This is a genomic window from Corynebacterium auris, from assembly GCF_030408575.1.
Classification (GTDB): domain Bacteria; phylum Actinomycetota; class Actinomycetes; order Mycobacteriales; family Mycobacteriaceae; genus Corynebacterium; species Corynebacterium auris.
On record NZ_CP047047.1, the window covers coordinates 907,587 to 929,950 of the forward strand.

Genomic DNA, 22,364 nt, shown 5'->3' on the forward strand with positions numbered 1-22,364 from the left:
AGAATGCGCGTCCTCTTCGACTGCGACCCGGGCATCGACGACACCCTGGCGCTGATCTATCTCACCGCGGCCCACCACGAGGGCCGGATCGAGCTGGAGGCGGTGACCACCACCTCCGGCAACGTCGAGGCCACGCAGTGTGCGGTCAACGCAGCCTGGGTTCTCGGCCTGTGCGGCTTGCGCACCATCCCCGTCGCCGCCGGGGAACCGCAGCCTATCGCCTGCGAGCTGACCACCACCCCGGAGACGCACGGGGAGACGGGTCTGGGATACGCCCGCGCCCCCGAGCGCTACGTGGAGAGCGATTGGGATGCCCTCTGGGTCGACGCGATCGAGCGGGGGACGGACGACCTGCACCTCATCGTCACCGGTCCGCTGACGAACCTCGCCGCGTTTCGACGCCTTCACCCGCGGCATTTTTCGGAGCTCACCCACATCACCGTCATGGGTGGGGCGTTCAACTACCCGGGCAACACCACCCCGACGGCGGAGTGGAACATCTGGGTCGACCCGCACGCCGCCAAGGAGGTATTCGCGTCCGCCGCGCTGCCGACCACGGTGTGTTCGCTGGGAGTGACGGAGAAGATGCTGCTGGAACCCGGAGCGCTTGAGGAGGTCGTCGAGAAGCTTGGCCCTGCCCCCATCGCTGCGCAGCTGCCGGACATCGTGCGCTTCTACTTCGAGTTCCACGAGGAGGTCGGCGAGGGCTACCGCGCGCAGATCCACGACCTGCTCGCCTGCGAGGTCGCCCTTGGCACGGTGCCTTACGACGCCACCCTGACCGCCATCGACGTTGAAGCTGATTCCGAACTCATGCGTGGAACCACGGTTGCCGACCTGCGCGACGTCTGGGAGCGCGAGCCGAATGCCGAGGTAGTGACGCGTGTCGACGTCGACAAGGCCTGGGCCGAGTTCGATCGGGCGTGCGGGGTACACGCGCGCTTTTTCGGGGGCGGCCTCGACAGCGTCCGCCACGCGCGTGCCGAGGACTAGCCCCCGCCTGCTAGGCTGTCTGGCGTTCCTGCCCGCCGAGGTGACATAGGTGGGCCCTCGTCGACCTGCCCGCAGGAGTTTTTCATGTCGCATGTCACCCACGCCGGGGACCGGTGGACGCCCGCCCGCAAAGCCCTCGTTGGCGTCGGCGCCGCGATTATTTTCGCAACCTGGCTCTACATCGTCCTGGTCCGCCCGACCGACTGGGAGAGCGTGACCTCCTCCCGCGAAGGCCTGATCACCCTGGCGGGTTACGGGGTCGGCACCGTTCTGCTGCTCGCCGCGACGCTGCCGATCCTACCGGCGCGCACGATCGGGCTGATCCCGATCGCGATGATCATTAACTCCGTCATCGGCCAGATCGTCGGTTCGATCGGTGTGCCCCTTTACCTCGACACCATCGGCACCGTGCTCGTCGCTGCGCTGGCCGGGCCGGTCGCCGGGATGGCCACCGGCGCGCTCAACAACGTGGTGTGGGGCCTGCTCACGCCCGCCGCGCTGCCGTTCGCCGCCGGCGCCGCCCTGGTGGGCTTCCTCGCCGGCGTGTTCATCCACGCGCTGCGCGCCTTCCGCAACGTCGGCTTCGTCGTGCTCTACGGCGCGCTCCTCGGCCTCATAGGCGGTGTTGTCGCCGCCCCCGTCGCCGCCTTTGTCTACGGCGGAACCGCGGGCCTGGGCACCGGAGCCGTGGTGACGCTCTTCCGCGAGATGGGGGCGTCCCTTCTGGAATCCGTGACGTTCCAGTCCTTCATCTCCGACCCGCTGGACAAGATCCTGGTCATGCTCATCGTCTTCGGAGCGATGAAGGCGATGCCGAAGCGGATGGTGCGCTCCTTCGCCCCGTTGGAGGAAAGCGCCACGCCGTGAACCCGCTGACGGCTCTGTCGCTGGCGGCCTCGGGCTGGATCCTGGTGCTGGGGGTCAATCTCCCCGCGTTTTCCGCCGCAGTGGTCGCGGTGGCGCTCGTGGCGGGCACGATCCGGGCCAGGGGCCTCTCCGTTGTGGCCGCCGTGGCGGCCCTGAGCCTGCCCGCGGCGGCGTCGATGGCCCTCATCCACGCCCCCTTCGGCGCCGAGCCCATCGCCCCGCTCATCACCGCCGACGGTCTCGCCGTGGCGGGGAGTCTGAGCCTCCGCTTCGCCGCGCTGATGTCGTGTTTCATCGGCGCGATGACGTTCGTGAGCATCCCCGACCTGGTCAAGGCGCTACAGGTCGCGCCCGGCGGGAACCGTTTGGCCTACATCGCGGGCTCGGCATTGCAGCTCCTGCCGCAGGGGGCGCGCACGGCGGGGGTTGTGCGCGAGGCAAATAGGTTGCGCGGCAGGCGCATCGGTGTGCGCACGGTTGTGCCGCACATGGTTCTCCCCGTGCTCGCCGAGCTGCTGACCGGGGGAGCGAACCGGGGGTTCGCGCTGGAAACCGCCGGGTACGACCTGCCCGGCGCGCGCACGGTGCTGCGCCCGGCCCCCGACTCAATGCTTCAACGGGTCGTGCGCTGGCTCGCACCCCTCGGCGCGGTGGCGGTGGTCGTGTGGATGTAAGCCTGATTGAGGGGGCGGGCCGCGTGGTTCAGGTTGTCGGGGAGTCCGGCGCGGGCCTGAGCCTTTGTGCTCGCACCCTCCATGAGCGCCTGCCGGGCGTTGCGGTCATGCGCCAGGACGCGGTGGCGCACGTCAGTTTCTTGCGGGAGACGGTGATCGAGGAAGTCTGCATCGGCCTCGAGCAGCGGGGAGTAGCGCCCGCCGAGATGCAGCGCCGGGCCGAGCGCATGCTCGCCGTTTCCGACCTGGCCGAGCTCGCGGAGCGCAACCCCGCGACGTTATCCGGCGGGCAGACCCGCAGGCTCGCCTTCGCGTGCGTCGCGGTCCTTGAGCCCGAGACCCTCGTCCTCGACGAGCCTTTCGCAGGCCTCGACGCGGACTCCACCTCCCGCCTCGCCGCCCACCTGCGCTCTACGCAATCGCGGGTGGTTCTTCTCGGCCACGAGTTCGTCGAGGAGGTCGGGGGCACGCGCCTTTCGCTTCTCGACGCCACCCTCACCGCCACCACACCCCCTCTCGCGCCCCTTCAGCTGCCGCAGCCGGTGCACGCCGCGGGCGCCCCGCTTGACCTCGGCGAGGTCGGCGCGCGCCGCGGCGGGGGGAAAAGGCGCTGGTTCAAGCCCCGCCCGCAGCCGGAGTTCGTCCTCGACCCCGTCCGCGTTCCCGCGCGCCCCGGGGCGGTGGTGTGGCTTCAGGGCGGCAACGGCTCCGGCAAGACTTCGCTTCTGCGCGCGCTCGCCGGCCTCGACGGCGCGCCCGCCCCCCGCGTGCCCGCCTCGTTGGCGCTGCAGCGCGCCGCGGACCAGGTTGCCGAGGCAACGGTCGGGCAGTTCGTGGGTTCGGAGCAGCTGGCGCGCGAGAGGGGGTTCGACCCGGGGGAGCACCCGCTCGACCTGTCGGCGCGCAACTTGAGGCTGGCTCAGTTGGCCCAGGTCTTCGCCCAGCACCGCCCGCTCGTGCTCCTCGACGAGCCCGACGTCGGCCTCGACGCCTCCGGCCGTGCCGCCGCCCACGCGGAGATCGCCGCCGGTCTGCGCCGCGGGGCGGCTGTGGTGCTGACGTGTCACGACGAGAGCTTCGTCGGGGAAGTGGGGCGCTACGCGGGCGTCGAAAAGCTTGCGCTTTAGCGTCTTACAGCGGGAAGCCGGGGACGTTGTTGCGCAGCAGGTCGAGCAGCTGCGGCTGGATCGTCAGCAAACCACCGATCGCAGCGAAAAGGGCCCCGACGATGGCCGCCACGGTGGCAAAGCTCCCGACGGCGGAACCCGCGGCAAATGCGGACGAGCCGACCTGTGACGATCCGTGTTCAGCGGACCCGTTCGAAGAAGATTCGGAAGCACCGGGCGCGTGAACGGTCACCGGAACGGAGATGTCGGTGCCGGCGTCCGTCGTGATGCGCAGGTTCTGGTTGCCCACGGCTTCGGCGGGCAGGGCGAGGGCGACGGTGGCCTTACCCGCTTCGTTGTACCCGTCGGGTCCGAAATCGGGGTCAATGTCCACGGTCTTTTTTGCTCCGCCGAGCTCGATTGTGACGGTGGTGGCGGTTTCGCCCATTGTGTAAATCAGCGACGTGAGGTGGATCGTCGCCTCGCGTCCGGCTACGAGCGGCTGCTCGTAGCTCACGCCGACGTTGGATTGCCCACTCCGTGGACCCGGCGCGTCACCCTCACCGAGGAAAGACTCAAGGTAGTCGACGAAAATTTCTAGGTCCTTCACTCCTAGTGCTGCGAGAGGGGTGCCCTTGGTAAAGGCTGTGAATTTGTCGCCGCCTCCAAGGATGTATGAAGGGCCGGCGACGATGTAGTCCGCGTTCGGGTCGAGCGGCGTGCCGTCTACGAGCACCTGGGTGATGCGTTCACCGCGGTTCTTGTTCGGGTCGTATGTGTACGCAACGTTGTCGGAGACACCGAGGGCGAGGAAAGGCCGCGCTCCTTCTTCTGTTTGCCACTGCTGCTCGAGCGCCTCGATGAAGTCCGCACCCTTCAGGGTGGTATAAGTGATGTCGCCGTCGAACGGCTGCACTTCCTGCGCGTTCCTGAGCGTGACGTCACCGGCGAGGAGGTCAGCCCGGACGCCGCCGGAGTTCATAATTCCGATGTCCGGCGTGATATCGGTGCGTTGTGCCACCCCCCATCTGTAGGAGTTCGCGATGAGGTTGTTCAGCTGCGATTCCACGCCGCGGTTGGAGCCCGGTTCTTTGCCCTCGTTGGCACCTCGGTAGATCGGCTCGTCGAGGACGCCGATGACGCGCTGTCCTGCAGCACCTGCCGTCTTCATGGCGTCGTTGATAATCTTCTGGATTTCCGGGTAAGGCGTGTCGCATTGGGAGATCTGCTCGGCGCGGAGCAGCTCCGCCTTCTGCACTGTCAGCGCGTCGGTTTCCTTGTCGTAGGAAAAATCGATATTGGCCAGGCCTTTGGAGTACTCGCCCGCCTGGAAGATGATCGGGGTCGAGTTGAACTGCTCGACGTACTCGTGCGTGTGGCCCATGAACACGGCGTCAACGTTCTCAGACCAGGCGGTGGCGGGGATATTTCCTTCGTGGGGGAGAGCAATGACGACGTCAGCTTTCCCGTCCTCGGTGAGTTCGTTCGCGATCTTGTTAATGCTTGCGACAGGGTCGTGCCAGGTGATCCCTGCGATACCAGCGGGGGACACAAGTCCGGGCATATCGTCGGTGACCGCGCCAATGAAGGCTACCTTGACTCCGCCGAGGTCCATGATGTGGTAGTCCTTGAGCTTCTCGCCGTCCTTCTTGAGCCCCTCCGCGTTAGCCGCCAGGTGCGGGAAATCCGAGTCCGGAACGACGCGATCGGTCAGGTCAGCGGCTCCCTTGTCAAACTCGTGGTTGCCGACGGCGGTGACGTCCAGGCCCATTGCGTTCAGGACGCCGATGGTGGGTGCATCGTTCAGCAACATGGACTCGAAGGGCGAGGCCCCAATGTTGTCGCCCGACGAGGTAATAGCCTGTGGCTTTCCTTCGCCGGCCTTGTCGATAGCGCACTTCAGCGCGACTGCACCGGGAACATTATTACTTTCATTCTTCGCCCAGCGGCCGTGAAAGTCCGTGAAGTTTGAAATGGTGAACTCGACGCCCGTTTGGGCGTGGGCAATAGGGAGGCCAGAGAGAGCTAGGGCGCTTACCGACGTCACAGCGACGGCGGTCAGGTGAGAGCGGAATCGCACGGGAGGTCCTTTCGGGGCGTACAGGAAAATGTGCGATTGTGACCATATTGGGGCAAGGTTGCGCACAGGGGCGTGACGGTTGAACGCTCAATGAAGAAAAGAAAAAGCGTTTTGCTCGTGCAGTCGGGGCGCGGTTTCTAGCGAGGCGCGATAGGGGCGGGCTCGATGGGATCCTCGGGTTTCGCGATACGCCAGAATGTTCCGTTAATTTCCGTCTTGGGCCCCGCGTAGTCGTGCTCAGCCCGGACTACGCGAACTGCGAGGCTGTCGCCTTTGGTGCATACGGGTAGGCCCAGGTCTCGCGCAATTCGTTGGTGTCCTTTGTAATCCCCCAGGATAAGGATGCCCATGGGAGCGAGGTGGGACCGCGACCCGCCGTTGGCGCGTAGTCGCTTCATGGAGTCTTTCTGCTGGGCGACGGTGTAGACGACGCCCCGGGGGATGAGCTCTTGTTGCACATGCAAAAAGAGGTTATTAAGGCGCTGTTGCCCAGAGGTGGGCGACATGATGGTGTCGACGATTTCGGGATCTAGCTGTAGGAGGATGTTCTTCGGATAGTTCTGGTCGAGCCACGCCCAGGCGATGGAAGATCTGCCTAGAGCGTTGAGTGTCCGTTTCTGGTCGCGGTTTGCGCCGCGGTTGAGAAGTTCCGGCGTGATCTTGAGAAAACCGACTCTGAAGGTGGATAACTCCTCGTTCGCGTGGCACAGCATGACGTAGTGGCCGAGAGCTTCGTTAGGGATCATCCAGCCGAAGGGGAGCTTCGAGTATTTGCAGTCAACGTCCGCCCCAAGGATCTTGAAATCCATTGAGTCCCCGTCTGAGATGAGGTCGCTGAAAGTGCGCCGAATGTTGATTTCGAGTAGAGACCCGATGTGGGCTAGTTCCGTTTTGCTCAAATCGGAGGGCCGAAACCTACCTGTGTTCTGACCATCGTAGGCCTGGTCAAAGGTCTCGCGGAATACCCGCCCCATGGCCTCGCCTTCCGGAATGCAGGAGCGGAAATGTTCCGCGAGGGCATAGGGCATCGGATCGTCTGGCTGCACCCCGCCATTATAGGCGGGGCTGAGTGTTTAGGCGCTGATTCGGGAGGACCCGGAACCGTTTTCGGGCCGCGCCAGAACCTGCTTGATCGACCTCCCAATAGCTTCTGCCACCGGAGGGGGAAATGCGTTTCCTACCTGCCTCCACTGCGCGGTCTTGCCCCCGGCCCATTTCCAGTCGTCGGGAAAGCCCTGGATTACCCCGCCCATCCGAACGGTAAGGCGCGGAAGGTTTTCCGGATCGGCAATCGGGAAGTCGGGCCCGGGGGATTCTTCGGCGATCGACGTCCCCTTTACGCCGAGCTTCCGCCAGGCTTCTTTCGCGCGCGTGGGGCCGACGTCGGCCCCACCGTGCTTTTTGGAACCCCCCACCAGCGTGGGGGCCACGGACGAGGCGGAAAGCGCCCAGCCTTCTGCCCCGGGCCAGCCCCGTTCAGCCATGAGCGGGTGCAGGGCCTCACCAACGGTGACCTTGTGTCCCTGGGGCCGCGGCCATTCAAATTCCGTTGCGATCTCCTTTTTGAGCGCTACCAGGATAAACCGGGGCCGCAACTGGGGGACGCCGAAATCGGCAGCCTGGAACAGGTCCCAAAAAGCCGTGTATCCCATCTCGTCGAGTGACTCCAGGATTTGCGCCCTGTAGGCGTCGAAACGCTTTTGCGCGAGCCCCTTGACGTTCTCAAGCATGACAGCGCGCGGATCAATCTCTTTGATCAACCGCAGTGCCTGCGGGAAGAGGTCCCTTTCGTCGTCCGAACCGAGCTGCTTTCCTGCGATGGAAAACGGCGGGCAGGGGACGCCCCCCGCGAAAAGGTCGATCTCACCCTGCCAGGGGGAGCCGTCTAAATCGTGGACATCCATTTCGAGCACATTCCACGGGTGTAGGGAGGACGGCCCTCGGTTTTGCCGCAACGTTTCGGCAGCCCAGGGATCGATCTCGACAACTGCTGCGTGCCTAAAGCCGGCCCTTTCAAGGCCGAGAGCTTGCCCGCCCGCGCCTGCACAGATTTCAAGTGAGGTGAGGGGAGTGGAGCCGGAAGACGAAAAGCTGGAGCGCACGTGAAACCCTTTGCTTGCTGACGTGAGTGTTAGTGAGAATACTATCCCGCCGTCAGACGCCGGACGTTAGCGCTATAGAACATTTGTTCCCTCGTATAGCCCGTGAGGGATGGTGGAGCCTGAGCAGCGCCGAATAGTCTTACAGCCCCCGGTGGCGTAGTGTTGGGGCACAATGAGCACTTCCGAAAACGCCACCGGCGGCGAGTTTGAGCCGGATACGAATTTGTCGGAAACTCAGGATCACCCGCAGGCTGCCGCGGCAGATACGGCCGCCGATAAAGGCACCAGGGATGCGGGCACTTCTGAGGGCACCGGCGCCTCGACGGACGCCGCAGCAGAGGCTGCGGCCGATACCGAGGCCACTGACACCCCCCATTCCGCTGACGCCTCGGCACAGTCGGCGAACGGCTTCGAAAAGCTGACGCTGCCCGAGCGCGTCGTCGAGGCCGTGAAGAAGGTCGGCTTCGAGCAGCCGTCGCCGATCCAGGCGGAGACGATCCCGCTTCTCATGCAGGGCCGCGACGTCGTCGGCCTCGCGCAGACGGGTACCGGCAAGACGGCGGCGTTCGCGCTGCCGATTCTTTCCCAGGTTGACCCGGAGGACCGCTACCCGCAGGCCCTCGTACTCGCACCCACGCGCGAGCTGGCGCTTCAGGTCTCGGATTCGTTCCAGTCCTTCGTGGACCACCTCGGCGGCATCTCCGTGCTACCGATCTACGGCGGCCAGGCCTACGGCATTCAGCTGTCCGGCCTGCGCCGCGGCGCCCAAGTCATCGTCGGCACCCCGGGCCGCGTCATCGACCACCTGGAAAAGGGCTCGCTGGATATCTCCAACCTGCGCTTCCTCGTACTCGACGAGGCCGACGAGATGCTCAACATGGGCTTCCAGGAAGACGTCGAGCGCATCCTCGAGGACACCCCGGAGGATAAGCAGGTCGCGCTGTTTTCGGCGACGATGCCGAACGGCATCCGGCGCATCTCGAAGCAGTACCTGAACGATCCGGCTGAGGTTACCGTCAAGTCGGAAACGCGCACCAACACCAACATCACGCAGCGCTACCTGTTCACGGCGCACCGTAACAAGCTCGACGCCATGACGCGCATCCTCGAAGTCACCGATTTCGAGGCGATGATCGTCTTCGTGCGCACCAAGCAGGAGACCGAGGAGATCGCCGAGAAGCTGCGTGACCGCGGCTTTTCCGCCGCCGCCATCAACGGCGACATCGCGCAGCAGCAGCGAGAGAGGACGGTCGATCAGCTTCGCGATGGCCGACTCGACATCCTGGTGGCCACCGACGTGGCCGCGCGTGGTCTCGACGTCGAGCGCATTAGCTACGTGCTCAACTTCGATATCCCGAACGACACGGAAAGCTACGTCCACCGCATTGGACGCACCGGTCGGGCGGGCCGCTCCGGCGAGGCCATCCTGTTTGTCACCCCGCGCGAGCGCCGCATGCTGCGCTCCATCGAGCGGGTGACCAACGCGACGATCGACGAGATGGACCTGCCCACTGTCGACGAGGTCAACGAGGCCCGGAAGAAGCGGTTCATGGAGTCCATCACCGCCTCGCTCGAAGCCTCTGAGCTGCAGGTGTTTAAGGCGATGGTGCGCGAGTACTCCGCCGAGAACAACGTGCCCATGGACGATATCGCCGCAGCGCTGGCCACCCAGGCGCAGGCGGGCGACGAGTTTTTGATGAAGGAGCCGCCGAGGGACAAGCGCGACCGCCGCGACCGGGAGCGCTTCGACCGCGACGACCGGGGCGGGCGCTTCGGGCGCGATCGCCGCGAACGCGGCGACCGCGGGGGTCGGCGCCGCTTCGATCACGACAGTGAAAACTTCGATACGTACCGTCTTGACGTCGGTAAGCGGCAGCACGTGCGCCCCGGCGCTATTGTCGGTGCCCTGGCCAACGAGGGCGGGCTGAACTCACGCGACTTCGGCCGCATCACCATCGGGGGCGACTTCACCCTCGTGGAGCTGCCGAAAAACCTGGACCGCAGCGTCCTCGACCGGCTTTCGGACACCCGCATTTCCGGCCAGCTGATCAACATCCAGCGCGACAAGGGCGCCCCGCGTGGCCGCGGCGGTTACGGTCACCGCGGCGACCGCTCCGAGCGGGGCGGACGGGGCGGACGTGGACGCCGCGACTGGCGCGACTAATATCAGCGGGGATTTCCCCGCCACCGCTTTACCGTGAATGTAAGGATCGAGATGACAGCCCTTCGCACCATTGCCGCCGTGAGCGCGGCCCTGACGATCACGCTGGGGACGGTGGGCGCGCCGTCCGCCAACGCCCAGAACCTCAACCGCATCGACCAGGGTGGCGCCGTCTACGTCGAAGGCACCGGCTACTGCACCGTCGGCTACAACGACCCAGCGAAGCGGCGCAGCTTCATCGCGGCACACTGCGGTCATGAGGGGGCGAGGGTGCGCATCGTGGATCGGGCGACCGACACCGGCTCCGGGCTGGTGGGCACGTTCTACCGCTCGAAGGCGTACGACAACCGCCTGGGCAACGACTGGGCGGCCATCCAGTGGGATAGCGGCGTCACTATCGGCCCGAACAGCATCACGGGCGATCCCTGGGTGCGCCCGCAGCAGGTCTCGCCTGGTGAGCCGGTGTGCTACTTCGGCCAAACCACCAACCGCACGCGCGCAAATGTCACGTGCGGCACGTACGGCGGCAACGTGGGCAACACCTTCTTCGTCGACGCCCCGCTGACCAGGCCGGGCGATTCCGGCGGGCCGATGTGGGTGCCGGGCCGCGGCTTCATCGGCATCATCTCCAGCATGTGGGCCACGAGCCCAACCCCTCTGCCCGGCCCAGACAACTTCGTCGTGGGTGTGCTGCCGGAGGACGGCCCCGCGGTATCCGAGGTGGAGCTGCTTGGCCTGTACATGCAGAATGCGCTTCTGCCAGTCGGCGGTTCGGCGAAGGGGCCGGTGGGTGACTTCCTGCGCTCCGCGTTCTCGCAGTTCTTCAGCTTCGTGGCCACTCTGCCGATCGCGATCCCCGGGATCATCTCCTACAACTAAGCCGGGTTAGGGGCGCCGATCGCCCCCCATGTGAGCAACGCAAAAAAGCCTGGGCCGCACCACGGATAGCGGGTGTGACCCAGGCTTTATGCGTAGTGGCGGCTACATGGAGTCGGGGTGGGGCAGGAACATGAGGATCAGGACGACGAACCAGAGCAGGTTGAACAGCCCGGCGCCCGCGGCGGCCTTGGCTTTGGCGCCCTCGAAGTCGGAGGTGGTGTCCTGCGCGTCGCCCTCGGCCGGGTCGAGCACCCCGAGGTTCCCCATGATCTTGCGCTGCTGCGGAATAACCATGAAGAACAGAATGGCCCACGCGATGACGGAGATAATGATCGCGGTGTGCAGCCAGTAGTTCGTGCTGTAGGCGTCCCAGTTGGCGGCCATGACGACTACGCCGAGCAGCGGGACAAGGAGGGACAAAAGCCCGTAGCGGTTGGTGATCTTGTGCAGGATGGATGCGCGCCCCTTCTCCTCCGGCCCGCCGGCACGGGCGGCGGACGCCTGCCCCGGGAACATCGAGGTGGACACCATGACGGGGCCGAGCAGCAGCACCGCGGCGGCGACGTGGATGAAAATAAGCAGTGTGGTCATGACCCACACCTTACGGCACGGCCTCCGCAGTTAAGGTACGGCGCGAGGCGAGCCCGGCTACTCCGGAGCAGGCACGGCGGCTGGCGCGCAGGTCCGGCTGCGGCACGGCGAGGTTGTATGCGCGGGCGACGGCCACCAGGCGCCGCGCGTAGGCGCAGCGCGCCCGCCAGTCGGGTGGCAGCCACTCGCTGGGCAGCTTGTCCGATTTCTCCTGGTTGGCGGCAGCTGAGGTGACAACGAGGTTACGTGGGTCGTTGGCGAAGGCCACGCGTTGGTGCTCCGTCCATGCGTAGGCGCCGAGGTCCCACGCCGCGGACAGGGGCAAAAGATGGTCGAGCTCGACGTCGCCGGGGGTGATGTCGTGGCCGGTGTAAGGGTCAACGATGGCGGCTACCTCCCACTCGCGCGGGGGCGTGGCGCAGGTGGAAGCGTCGAAAGCCTTGGCGAGGGCGGCAGTGCGCGTGGTGCATCCGCCGGGCTGAGGCGCCCAGCCGGGGCCGAACTGTTCGCGGCTGTAGCCGAGCACCGTCGTGCGCGGCGGGGCGGCAGGTGCTTCGATGCGCGAGGCCGCGGTGGGAAACGGCACCACGAGGAGCGTCAGCAGGCACAGGGCGACAAGATAGAGGGTGAACGGGTGAAGTCGCATACCCCCTTAGACGGTGTCGGCGACCGGGCGGTTCCCCCGCACCTGCTCGAGTGCCTCGTCGAAGCTGGCCTCGGGGTTGTCGGTGGCGTGCCCGGTGACGGCGATGGCGGTGTCGAACTCCTCCTCCACGCCCGTGGCCGGTCGGGTGAGCAGGGAGACCGCGACCATGATCAGGCTGGCGATGAGGACGCCGGGCACGATCTCGTAGATGATGTCGGAGAGGAAGGCCGAAGAACCCCAGATGAAGACGGTGGCCGCGCCGGCGATCATCCCGGCGAGAGCGCCCGGGGCGGTGAGGCGGCGCCAGTAGAGGGAGGCGACGACGACGGGGCCGAAAGCGGCGCCGAAGCCGGCCCAGGCGAAGCCGACGAGGCCGAGGATGGTGTCGGAGGGGTTGACGGCGAGCCCCATCGCGACGGCGGCGACGGCCACGACCATGACGCGGGACAGGACAAGAAGCGTCGTGGGGGAGGGGGCAGTTCGCGCGGCGACGCGGTAGAGGTCCTCAATCAGCGCCGAAGAGGCGATGAGCAGCTGGGAGGACATCGTGGACATGATGGCGGCGAGCACGGCGGTGAGGATGATGCCGGCGACGAAGGGGTGGAAGAGGATCCGGGCGAGGTCGAGGAAGATCGTCTCAAAGCCGGACTGGTCGGTGACGCTGTGCGCGGTCTGGGCGAAGAAGACGGTGGAGACAAGCGCGGTGAATACGGCCCCGATGTAGCAGATGAGCACCCAGAACGTGCCGGTGCGCCGCGCGGAGGCGGCCTCGGCGGGAGAGCGCAGCGCCATGAAGCGGGTGACGATGTGCGGCTGCCCGACGTAGCCGAGGCCCCACGCGAGGTTGCCGATGATGGTGGCGGCGGAGACGCCGGCGATCATGGTGAAGTAGGTGGGGTTGCCCTCCTCCCAGGGCCCGTAGGGGTTGTCGGCGGCGAAGGAGAAGATCTGGGAGGGCTCGTCGAGCGCGAACAGCGCCATGACGGGAACGACGGCCAAAGCCAAAAACATCAGCCCGCCCTGGACCACGTCGGTGTAGGAGACGGCGAGGAAACCGCCGATGAAGGTGTAGAGCACGGTGATGGAGCCGACGATGAGCATGCCGGTCATGTAGTCGCCCTGGAAGGTGGACTCGAAGTAACGCCCGCCGGCGACCATGCCGGAGGAGACGTAGAAGGTGAAGAAGAAGATGATGATCACCGCGGCGGCCACCCGCAGAATGCGGGAGTTATCGCGCGTGCGGTTTTCAAAAAAGGACGGCAGGGTGATCGAGTTGTTGGCTACCTCGGTGTAGGAACGCAGCCGCGGCGCGATCCACTTCCAGTTGGCCCACGTGCCCAGGAAGAGGCCGATGACGATCCACAGCTCGCTCATCCCCGAGACAAACAGAGCGCCGGGCAGTCCCATGAGCAGCCAGCCTGACATGTCGGAGGCGCCGGCGGACAGCCCGGCGACGAACGGGCTTAGGCCGCGGTCTGCCAGGACGTAGTCGTCGTATTTTTTCGTGCGCAGCCACGAGTAGATGCCGATGGCCACCATCAGGCCGAAATACAAAACAATGGCCAGAACAAGCCAGAAACTGTCGGTCATGGATCCTCCGGGGGCGGGAAACTAATGTACTGAGAGTAGTTCAGCGAGTTCGTGCGCACGCACAAAACCTGCGATTTCGCGTCGTCGTGGTATAAGGAAAGTTATGCCTAAATTCCTCCTGCATGGTCTCTGGCTGGCCGAGTCCGGCCTGAACCTGTGGGTTGAGCAGGTCGAAGGCCACCGGATCGTCCTCCCCTCGCAGGTCCCGCGGGGCACGTTCCCGCCCGCGGTCGAGGCATTGCTTGACGACGCCACATTTCACCACCGCGCCCGCGTCCGCCTGCAAACCCCGCGCGGGCGCCATGTCGAGCTGAAGGTGCCCACCGCCGCCTACGCGCCGGAGGAGGCCGTGTCCCTTCTGGCCGCCCTGTCGTTTTTGGACGCGCGCAGCCCCGCCGCCTCCGCGGCCCAGCGTGAGGCGATCGCCCCGGACGTCTACTGGCTCGTGCGCGCCTTCACCGGCGTCAGCCAGTTCGTGCGCGCGGGCCGGGTGAGCATCCACGTTCCCTACCGCGACGGGCTGTGGTACGCGGAGTGGCAGCTCGGCACGGGAGTGGAGGAGCGTGGTTGGCTGGCCGAGATGATCGCCGCGGCCCCCGGGGTGCTCACCGTGAACAACCCCAACCTAGGGGAGAACATCGCGCAGACGCTCGTGCACTGGGTGGCCACCGCCCACCTGCGGGAGGTGCAGGAGGAGCCGCGGCCCTACCCGTGGCACGACTTTGTACACTCCCTGCTCACGGCCGAGCCGCTGCGCCGCGGCGGGGGGCAGCTATCGCTGAAGGTCAGCGAGTGGAACGGCTCGATCACCGCGGTCAATCTGCAGCTGGTGTTCATCGTGGAGCAACCGGACGACGGCGTCGAGGGGCCCGCGCAGTGGCCGGTGCGCGTGCAGGTGCGCGCCGGGTCGGACGCGCCGCGCCCGATCAGGTTGGCGGACTACGACGCGCAGACCGCGCAGACCTTGCGCCGCGACTTCCAGCGCGCCGCCGAGGCGGTCGAGCTGCTGGACCCGGCCGGCCACCCGCGCCAGCCGTGGACGCCGCTGAGCGACCACGAGGGGGAGTGGGACATCTTCCTGAACAACGAGGAGATCGTTCGCTTCGTCACCGTGGATTCCGTGTTGCTGCGCGCCCGCAACTTCGCCGTCATGCTGCCGCGGGCGTGGTCGGAGGCCGAAACGACGGCGAAGCTCCATGTCAGCCGCGAGGACAACATCCACGATTCGTCGACGACGACGGCCTTCGGCTTCGACACCTTGGTCAACTACGACTGGCGGCTCTCGGTCGGAGGCGTTGACCTCACTGACGAGGAGATGCGCAGCCTCATCAGCTCGAAGTCGGGGCTGGTGAAGCTGCGGGGCGAATGGGTCTTGGCCGACCGCGCAACCCTGGCGAAGACGAAGCGCTACATGTCCGCGCTCTCCGGCAACAACGACAACGACGGGGACGAGGGCGCCACCTCCGGTACGGCCACGGCGGCCGAGCTGCGCGAGCTGGCGCTGGAGACGTTGGACGAGGCCCCAGTGGAGTTCACGGGCTCGCCGTGGTTTACCTCGCTCGTCGGCGGGACGGACCGCCCGGCCCCGGAGCGCGTGGACATCCCGGACACCGTCCGGGCGCAGCTGCGCGAGTACCAGCGCCGCGGCGTGGACTGGCTGTATTTCATGTCGCGCAACAACCTCGGGGCCGTGCTCGCCGACGACATGGGCCTCGGCAAAACCCTCCAGCTGCTGTCGCTTCTCGCCGTCGAGCACGCCGAGGGGCGCGCGCAGGGCCCGACGCTGGTGGTCGCGCCGACCTCGGTGGTGGGCAACTGGGCGCGCGAGGCGCAGCGCTTCGTCCCGGGCCTGCGCGTGGCCGTCCACCACGGCAGCAACAGGCTCAAAGGCGAGCAGCTGAAGGAGAAGATCGCCGCCACGGATGTGTTCATCACCTCCTACGGTGTCGCCTCACGCGACGTGGAGGAGCTCTCGGAGACGACGTGGGACCACGTGGTTCTCGACGAAGCGCAGGCGATTAAGAACGCGGGCACTCGGGCGTCGAAAAGCGTGCGAGCCCTGCCCGCGCGGCACCGTATCGCGCTGACGGGCACGCCGATCGAGAACAAGCTGAGCGAGCTGCGCAACATCCTCGACTTTGTCAACCCCGGGATGCTGGGCTCCCAGCAGTTTTTCCGCAACCACTTCGCGCGCGTGATTGAAACTCGCCGGGACGAGGCCCTCGCCGACGACATGAGCGAGCGACTGCGCAGGCTTACCTCACCGTTCATCCTCAGGCGGCTGAAAACGGACCCGGCGATCATCGACGACCTGCCGGACAAGCAGGAAACCGTGCTCACGGTGGACATGACGGCCGAGCAGGCCGCGCTATACACGGCGCTTGTCGACGACATGAAGGCCGAACTGGAAAAGCGCGAGGGCATGGCCCGCAAGGGGCTCGTGCTGGCCTCGATCACGCGCATCAAGCAGATCTGCAACCACCCTGCCCACTACCTGGGCGACGGCTCCGCTGTGACGGCGAAGGGCCGCCACCGCTCGGGCAAGGTCGAGGCGCTGATGCAGCTGCTCGGTGAGGCCGTCGAGTCCGACCAGCGGGTGCTCATCTTTACCCAGTACAAGGCCTTCGGCGACATCCTGCAGCCGTACGTGTCGGCGCGTCTCGGCGAGATCGTGCCCTTCTTGCACGGCGGGGTGGGCAAGACCGCGCGCGATACGATGGTCGAGCGCTTCCAGGCGCCGGACGGGCCGCGCGCGATGATCCTGTCGCTCAAGGCGGGCGGGACCGGCTTGAACCTCACGGCCGCCTCGGTGGTCATCCACATGGACCGCTGGTGGAACCCGGCCGTGGAGAACCAGGCCACCGACCGCGCCTTTCGGATCGGCCAGCAAAAGAACGTTTCGGTGTACAAGATGATTACCAAGGGAACGCTCGAGGAGTCCATCCAAGACGTCCTCGACGGAAAGATGCACCTGGCCGGCGCCGTCGTCGGCGAGGGCGAAGGCTGGATCACGGAGCTGGACACGGAGGATCTGACCAGGCTGATGAGTTATAGGGGGCAGGGCTGATGGCAAGGCGGCCGAGCGAGGACAACGTCATCTACGCCAACTTCGGCGCGCGCCGGCGCGTGTCGGGGCCGGAGGAGACGGCGAACCGGCACGAGGCGGCGGAGGAGGAGGCGTTTTCCCCGGCTGCCGCGCGTGTGTACAACGCGGCGTTAAACGGTGCCGACCCCGGCCGGGTCTCGCGCGGGAAAAAGTACGCCGAGCAGGGCCGGGTCATCGACATCACCGCCCGGTCCGGCGGCTTCGACGGGGTGGTGGCCGGGAGCCAAAACGACCCCTTCACGGTTGCCGTGCAGCTGCCGCGTCGCGGGCGCGAGGATTTTCAGCGCGCGGTGGAGATCGTCAGCGGGCAGCCCGGGGCGGTGGAGCGGGCGCGCCGCGGTGTTGTCGACGAGGAGGTGCTGGAGCTTCTGCTCGCCGCGGACGACGGGGAGATCCGCTTCTACTGCACCTGCCCGGATTCCGCAATGGTGTGCAAGCACGCGGTCGCCGTCGCGCAAAAGGCGGCGGAGCTCATGGACGCCGACGCTTCCGTCCTGTTCTCGCTGCGGGGCCTGAGCCTGCCCATGATTGAGCAGACGGCGCGCAACGAGGCGGCGGCGGTGGCGCGGGAGAACTCCACCGAGGGCTCGGAGTACTTCTGGGCGGGGCGCCGCCTGCCGGACCCGCCCAACCCCAAGGTCGCGCCCATGGTGGACGATTTGGACATCGACCTGTTGCACCAGGCGATGCAGACGGTCTCTTTCACTAACATCGACCAGATGCGGGCGGTGGCGGACATCGAGGACCTGTACGACGAACTCACGCGCTCCTGACCTGCATATATTCTTCCGCGTTTCTTCCGCCGGGAGCGTGTCCGGAGGGCGTGCTAATGATTGATCCATGACCTCGGTGACCTTCATCCACACCTCAGACCTGCAGCTGGGCATGACCCGCGCGTTCCTTCCCCCAGAGGCGCAGTCGCGTTTCGACGACGCCCGGCTCGCCGCCGTCACCCGCCTCGGCGAGATTGCCGCCGAGCGTGGTGCCGAGTTCATCGTCGTGGCCGGTGATGTCTTCGAGCACAACGCGCTGGAAAAACAGACGCGCGGGCGTGCCTTCGAAGCACTGAAGGCCCTGCCCGTGCCCGTCTACCTGCTTCCCGGCAATCACGACCCGCTGGTGGCGGACTCGATGTTCACCCGGACGCGCGCGCTCGACAACGTCAGGGTGCTCGACTCCTTCGAACCGGTTGAGGTGCGCGAGAGCGTCGAAATCGTCGCCGCGCCCCTGATGGCCAAGCACGCCTCGGAGGACCTGGTGGCCAGGGCGCTGCGCCCGCTGGGGCCGACTGACGCGGTGCGCATCGCGGTGGGGCACGGCCAGGTGGAGGCGCGCACCGCCGAGGCCGGTGCGGACCAAATTGACCTGGCGAACGTGGAAGCCAAGCTGGCGGACGGCACCATCGACTACCTGGCGCTGGGGGATACGCACTCGACACGCTCGCTGGGCACGAGCGGCCGGGTGTGGTTTTCGGGCGCGCCGGAGACCACCGACTTCCACGACCACGCCCCCGGGGTGACCGGCAACGAGACGGACTCGGGCAACGCTCTCGTTGTCACCGTGACCAAGGGCAACGCGGCGGTAGAGAAGGTGCGCACCGGGGCGTGGACCTTCGATGCTTTGCACTGGGAGGTCTCCGACGAACGCGACGTCGAGGCCGCGCTGGATGAGCTCGCCGCCTACCCGGACAAGCCTCGCACCGTGGTCAAGTACTCGCTCGAGGGCACCCTCGGGCTGGAGGCCACGCGCCGGCTGGAACAGGGCATCGACGAGCTCGAGCCGGTCTTCGCCGCGCTCTACGAGCGCACACGCCTGATGGACCTGCACCTCGAACCCGCGGCGGAGGAACTGGCCAACCTGCCCCTTGAGGGCTTCGCCAACTCCGCGATGGAGGAGCTCATCGAACTGTCCGCCCGCGACGCCGCCGCGCGCGACGCCGTCAACCTGCTGTTTCGCCTGTCCAAGGGGGCCTAGCGCATGCGTATCCACGACCTGATCATCGCCAACGTCCGCGCTATCGAGCACCTTGAGCTGCGCGACCTTCCCGCGACAGGGGTGATCCTCATCGAAGGGGAGAACGAGGCCGGTAAGTCCACCCTCCTCGACGCCCTCGACGCCGTGCTCAACCGCCGCCACACCTCGAAAAAGAAAAACACCAAGGAGCTCGAGCCCGTCGGGCGCGACGTCGGACCGGAGATCACCCTCACCGCAACCGTTGGCCCCTACACCTTCACCGCCCACAAGCGGTTTCTCAAGCGCGCATTCTCCGAGCTGCGCATCACGGCGCCGCGCAGCGAGCAGTACACCGGGCGCGAGGCCGACGACAAACTCGAGGCGATACTGTCCGAGCACTTGGACCGCGACCTCGCTACCACCCTCTTTTTGCGCCAGGGAGCGCTCGACCCGGGCATCGCTGCCGCCGGCATTCCGTCGGTGACGCGGGCGCTCGACGCCGGAAGTGATAGCGCCGCCGCCGGCACCGAGGACACCGTGCTCATGGGCCGCATTGCGGAGGAGTACGAGCGCTACTACACCCAGCAGGGAAAAAAGAAGGCCTCCTACAAGGATCTGGAAACCGCGGTGGAGACGGCGAGGGCTGACCTGGAGGCCAAGCGCGCGGCGGTTGCCCAGCTTGCAGGCGCCGTCGACGAGGTGGAAAGACTCACAGCGGATATCGGGGAGATCGATACGGAACTGCCCGAGGCGCTCGGAGAGCGCGCGCAGCGCGAAGAGGAAGAGGCGGCCGCCAAACAGGTCGCAGCGAAGGCGGACGAGGCACGCGAGAAAAGGCAGCGCGCCGAGGTCGACCTGGAGCGCGCCGCCGCCGACCTCCAGGCGCGCCGGGACGCAGCGCAACGCCTGGACACCGAGCGCGAGGAAGCCGCGAAGCTGGGCGAGCAGCTCGGCCCCGCCGCCGCGAAGGCGGAGGAGGAAGAAAGCACCATCGCGCGCCTGACCGAAGACCGCGACGCCGCCCGCGCCCGGCTCGCCGAGGCGCGCGAACACGCGAAGAAGGCCAGGCGCATAAGTGAGCTCGCCCGCCAGCGCCGCCGCCTCACGGAGCTGGAGGACCTAGAGGAAAAGCTCGACGCCGTCGACCAGGAGCTTGCCCGGCTGCTGCAGACTACCCCGGAGCGCCCCGTCAGTGACGAGGACGTGCGGGGCATTGAGAAGGCCGCCAGCGAGGTCGCGCTTCAACGCAGGCTTGTCGACGCCACCTCCGCCAAACTCGACATCGCCGTGCGCGCCGGGACCTCCCTGCGCGTCGACGGCCGCGACATCTCTCTGGAGGCCGGAGCGACCGAGGAGATCCGCCTTGCCGAGGGTACGACCGTCGAAGTCGGAGACGTCACCGCCGTCTACCGAGCCGGGGCTGGCGCCGGCGGTTCAACCGCCGCGCTGGAGGAGGCCGAGCGCGCTCTTGCTGAGGCGCTCGCTGAGATCGGATGCGCCGACGTGGATGAGGCGCGCCTGGCCCGCGACGAGCACGCCCGGCTCGCGGCGGCGGTGGGTGCGGCCCGGGACAGGCGCACGCAGCTCACGCAGGGCCGCGACGGCGAGGAGCTGCGTGCCGAGCTGGCACGGTTGCGCGAGGCGCTCGGTGAGGCCGCAGGGGAGGAGGGTAGCGTAGACCCGGCCAGTGAGGCAGACGCGGAGGAGGCCGCACGTAGGGCCGAGGAAGCGGCGGATGCTGCCGCCGAACAAGCAGACCGCACCGCGGCGGCGCTGACGCCCTGGGAGGGGAGAAAGGCCGGCGGCGAGGCTACCGTGTTGCGGACGAAGAAAGAGCTGAAGGAGGCGGAGATAACCCGCCTTACGGCCGAGCTTGACGCCGCGGAGGACAAAACGCCGCTGCGCGCGCTGGAAAAGGCCCACCAGGAGGCCACGGAGCGCGTTGCAGCCCTTGTGGCGGAGGAAGAGGAGCTGGTCCGCGAGGTCGCTAATGTTAACCCGGAGCTAGCCGCAGAGTTGCATTCCGGGGCACAGGCGCGGGTGGATAACCTGAAGCAGCGCCGCGCTGCGGCGCAGCAGCGAGTGGCCGAGCTGAGCAGCCACATCGACGTTGCCACGGGCGCCGCTGAGCAGGCCGACCGCGCCCGAGCAACCCTCGAGGCAGCCGAGCAGACCCTGGAGCGCACCAGGCGCCGGGCCGATGCCGTGAAGCTTTTGTGGGAGACGATGCGTGCCCACCGCGATGCAGCCCGGGCCCGCTACGCGCAGCCTTTCGCGCAGGCCCTCAACCGCTACGCCTCCGTGGTTTTCGGCCCCGGTGTCGAGTTCACCCTCGGCGAAGATCTGGGCATTGAAGCCCGGACGGTCGGCGATACCACCATCCCCCTCGACCAGCTTTCGGGCGGGGCGAAGGAACAGGTGGCGCTGATGACGCGCTTCGCGGTCGCCGACCTGGCCGGGCAAAGCGACAGCGGATCGGTCCCGGTGCCCGTGGTTGTTGACGACGCCCTCGGCGCCACTGATCCGCGGCGGCTCAAATTGATGAACACGCTTTTTGGCATGGTGGCCAACGACGCCCAAGTTTTTGTACTCACGTGCTTCCCCGGGCGCTTCGACAGGGTGGTGCCCGCCCGGCGGGCGTCGATGAGCGAGCTCAAGCAGCCGCGCTGAAGGAGCGTGGGCGCCGCGGAGGTAGTCCGGGGGTAACTAAGAATAATTCAACAGTTGCCGCGCGCCGTAGTATGGTGCGAGACATGACGGCAACATCGCGTTGGCTTACGGACGAGGAAAGGGCCCTGTGGAGGTCCCTGCTCGTCGCGCAAAGGAAGGTCACCCGAGTTATCGACGACACCTTGCAGCGGGTGGCGGACCTTTCGGTTCCCGAGCTGGCAGTCCTCGTCGCCCTGAGCGAAGCGGATGGCAACCGGTTGCGGCTGCGCGACCTGTGCGTGGCCTTGGGCTGGGACCGTTCGCGCACATCGCACCAGGTCACCCGCATGCAACGCCGCGGCCTGGTGGCCAAAGGAAAGTGCCCCAACGACGCCCGCGGTGTCTTTGTCATCCTCACCGACGAGGGTAGGTCTCGTTGCACCCTGGCCGGCCCGGACTACGCCGAGACGGTCCGCCGCCTCGTTTTCGACCACCTCGACCCGGCCGACATCCCGGCGCTGCGGCGCTTTTTCGACGGCATCGCCGACGTCACCAACGTCCCCGATTAGTCCGGGACGGGCTTGGTAAACCCTGAGCATATAAATCAGGGTGGATCTCAGGGTAATCCCCCTTGGCGGCGGCGCGGCCGGTGAATTTAATGGGTCATGGAAGACAGCCGCATTCGAAAGAGAAAGGCAGAGAAACCATGTCCCAGTTTTCGCAGTACCCCCCGAACCCCAGCCAGCCGAAGCGCTTGACGCGCTCGATGAGTGAGCGCTGGATCGCAGGCGTGTGCGGTGGCATCGCGCAGCGCTTCAACCTCGACCCGACGATTGTGCGCCTCGCCTTCGTAGCCCTGGCGCTTTTCGGCGTGTTGCCGGGAGTCCTCGCGTACGTCGCCGCGTGGATCATCATGCCGGAGGAGTTCTAGCCGGCCGACACGCCCCGCCTCGGTCACGGCCCTGTT

At 66.7% G+C, this 22,364-nt stretch carries 18 protein-coding genes; 12 read left to right on the top strand and 6 right to left on the bottom strand.

What is annotated here, in order from left to right; all coding sequences use genetic code 11:
* Positions 1-3 precede the first annotated feature (3 nt).
* The 4 genes from CAURIS_RS04370 to CAURIS_RS04385 all read left to right on the top strand — a co-directional run bounded on the left by CAURIS_RS04370 (position 4) and on the right by CAURIS_RS04385 (position 3,661).
* Positions 4-993: a nucleoside hydrolase gene (locus CAURIS_RS04370; RefSeq protein ID WP_290343000.1), complete on the top strand. Its 990-nt coding sequence runs from the start codon at positions 4-6 to the stop codon at positions 991-993.
* Between the two features lie 84 nt (positions 994-1,077).
* Positions 1,078-1,860, top strand: a complete 783-nt coding sequence (locus CAURIS_RS04375) for an ECF transporter S component (protein WP_290343001.1) — start codon at positions 1,078-1,080, stop codon at positions 1,858-1,860.
* Positions 1,857-2,534, top strand: a complete 678-nt coding sequence (locus CAURIS_RS04380) for an energy-coupling factor transporter transmembrane component T family protein (RefSeq protein ID WP_290343002.1) — start codon at positions 1,857-1,859, stop codon at positions 2,532-2,534. Before CAURIS_RS04375 ends, CAURIS_RS04380 begins: the two co-directional genes overlap by 4 nt.
* Positions 2,525-3,661 (top strand): ATP-binding cassette domain-containing protein, encoded by a 1,137-nt coding sequence (locus CAURIS_RS04385; protein ID WP_290343003.1) that lies wholly within the window; start codon positions 2,525-2,527, stop codon positions 3,659-3,661. The genes CAURIS_RS04380 and CAURIS_RS04385 overlap by 10 nt, the downstream gene beginning before the upstream one ends.
* 4 nt (positions 3,662-3,665) lie before the next feature.
* On the opposite strand, the gene CAURIS_RS04390 is transcribed toward CAURIS_RS04385, so the two are convergent.
* From CAURIS_RS04390 to CAURIS_RS04400, 3 genes are all read right to left on the bottom strand, one after another.
* Positions 3,666-5,720, bottom strand: a complete 2,055-nt coding sequence (locus CAURIS_RS04390; RefSeq protein WP_353959249.1) for a bifunctional metallophosphatase/5'-nucleotidase — start codon at positions 5,718-5,720, stop codon at positions 3,666-3,668.
* Positions 5,721-5,857: 137 nt separating this feature from the next.
* The gene (locus tag CAURIS_RS04395) at positions 5,858-6,766 is read right to left on the bottom strand and encodes a NaeI family type II restriction endonuclease (protein ID WP_290343004.1); all 909 of its coding nucleotides are present in this window, start codon (positions 6,764-6,766) and stop codon (positions 5,858-5,860) included.
* A gap of 27 nt (positions 6,767-6,793) precedes the next feature.
* Positions 6,794-7,822 (bottom strand): DNA cytosine methyltransferase, encoded by a 1,029-nt coding sequence (locus CAURIS_RS04400; protein ID WP_290343005.1) that lies wholly within the window; start codon positions 7,820-7,822, stop codon positions 6,794-6,796.
* A 172-nt stretch (positions 7,823-7,994) separates the two neighbouring features.
* On the opposite strand from CAURIS_RS04400, the gene CAURIS_RS04405 reads away from it, so the two are divergent.
* Positions 7,995-9,986, top strand: coding sequence for a DEAD/DEAH box helicase (locus tag CAURIS_RS04405; RefSeq protein ID WP_290343006.1), 1,992 nt, complete (start codon positions 7,995-7,997; stop codon positions 9,984-9,986).
* 51 nt (positions 9,987-10,037) lie between these two features.
* Positions 10,038-10,862 (top strand): trypsin-like serine protease, encoded by an 825-nt coding sequence (locus tag CAURIS_RS04410; RefSeq protein WP_290343007.1) that lies wholly within the window; start codon positions 10,038-10,040, stop codon positions 10,860-10,862.
* A 102-nt stretch (positions 10,863-10,964) separates the two neighbouring features.
* Here CAURIS_RS04410 and CAURIS_RS04415 read toward each other — a convergent pair whose 3' ends face one another.
* Genes CAURIS_RS04415 through putP form a run of 3 tightly spaced genes read right to left on the bottom strand, consistent with a single transcriptional unit; the run spans position 10,965 to position 13,689 of the window.
* A complete protein-coding gene (locus CAURIS_RS04415) occupies positions 10,965-11,453 on the bottom strand; it encodes a DUF2269 domain-containing protein (protein WP_290343008.1) in 489 nt (162 codons plus the stop codon).
* Positions 11,454-11,463: 10 nt separating this feature from the next.
* Complete coding sequence (locus CAURIS_RS04420) at positions 11,464-12,099, bottom strand: HNH endonuclease family protein (protein WP_290343009.1); 636 nt, start codon at positions 12,097-12,099, stop codon at positions 11,464-11,466.
* 6 nt (positions 12,100-12,105) lie between these two features.
* Positions 12,106-13,689 (bottom strand): sodium/proline symporter PutP, encoded by a 1,584-nt coding sequence (gene putP, locus CAURIS_RS04425; protein ID WP_290343010.1) that lies wholly within the window; start codon positions 13,687-13,689, stop codon positions 12,106-12,108.
* Between the two features lie 103 nt (positions 13,690-13,792).
* On the opposite strand from putP, the gene CAURIS_RS04430 reads away from it, so the two are divergent.
* The 6 genes from CAURIS_RS04430 to CAURIS_RS04455 all read left to right on the top strand — a co-directional run bounded on the left by CAURIS_RS04430 (position 13,793) and on the right by CAURIS_RS04455 (position 22,328).
* Positions 13,793-16,756 (top strand): DEAD/DEAH box helicase, encoded by a 2,964-nt coding sequence (locus tag CAURIS_RS04430; protein WP_290343011.1) that lies wholly within the window; start codon positions 13,793-13,795, stop codon positions 16,754-16,756.
* The gene (locus tag CAURIS_RS04435; protein WP_290343012.1) at positions 16,756-17,568 is read left to right on the top strand and encodes an SWIM zinc finger family protein; all 813 of its coding nucleotides are present in this window, start codon (positions 16,756-16,758) and stop codon (positions 17,566-17,568) included. The genes CAURIS_RS04430 and CAURIS_RS04435 overlap by 1 nt, the downstream gene beginning before the upstream one ends.
* A gap of 67 nt (positions 17,569-17,635) precedes the next feature.
* Complete coding sequence (locus CAURIS_RS04440; protein ID WP_290343013.1) at positions 17,636-18,769, top strand: metallophosphoesterase family protein; 1,134 nt, start codon at positions 17,636-17,638, stop codon at positions 18,767-18,769.
* Positions 18,770-18,772: 3 nt separating this feature from the next.
* The gene (locus tag CAURIS_RS04445; RefSeq protein ID WP_290343014.1) at positions 18,773-21,418 is read left to right on the top strand and encodes an ATP-binding protein; all 2,646 of its coding nucleotides are present in this window, start codon (positions 18,773-18,775) and stop codon (positions 21,416-21,418) included.
* Positions 21,419-21,501: 83 nt separating this feature from the next.
* A complete protein-coding gene (locus CAURIS_RS04450; protein WP_290343015.1) occupies positions 21,502-21,966 on the top strand; it encodes a MarR family winged helix-turn-helix transcriptional regulator in 465 nt (154 codons plus the stop codon).
* Between the two features lie 137 nt (positions 21,967-22,103).
* Positions 22,104-22,328, top strand: a complete 225-nt coding sequence (locus CAURIS_RS04455; protein WP_290343016.1) for a PspC domain-containing protein — start codon at positions 22,104-22,106, stop codon at positions 22,326-22,328.
* Positions 22,329-22,364 lie beyond the last annotated feature (36 nt).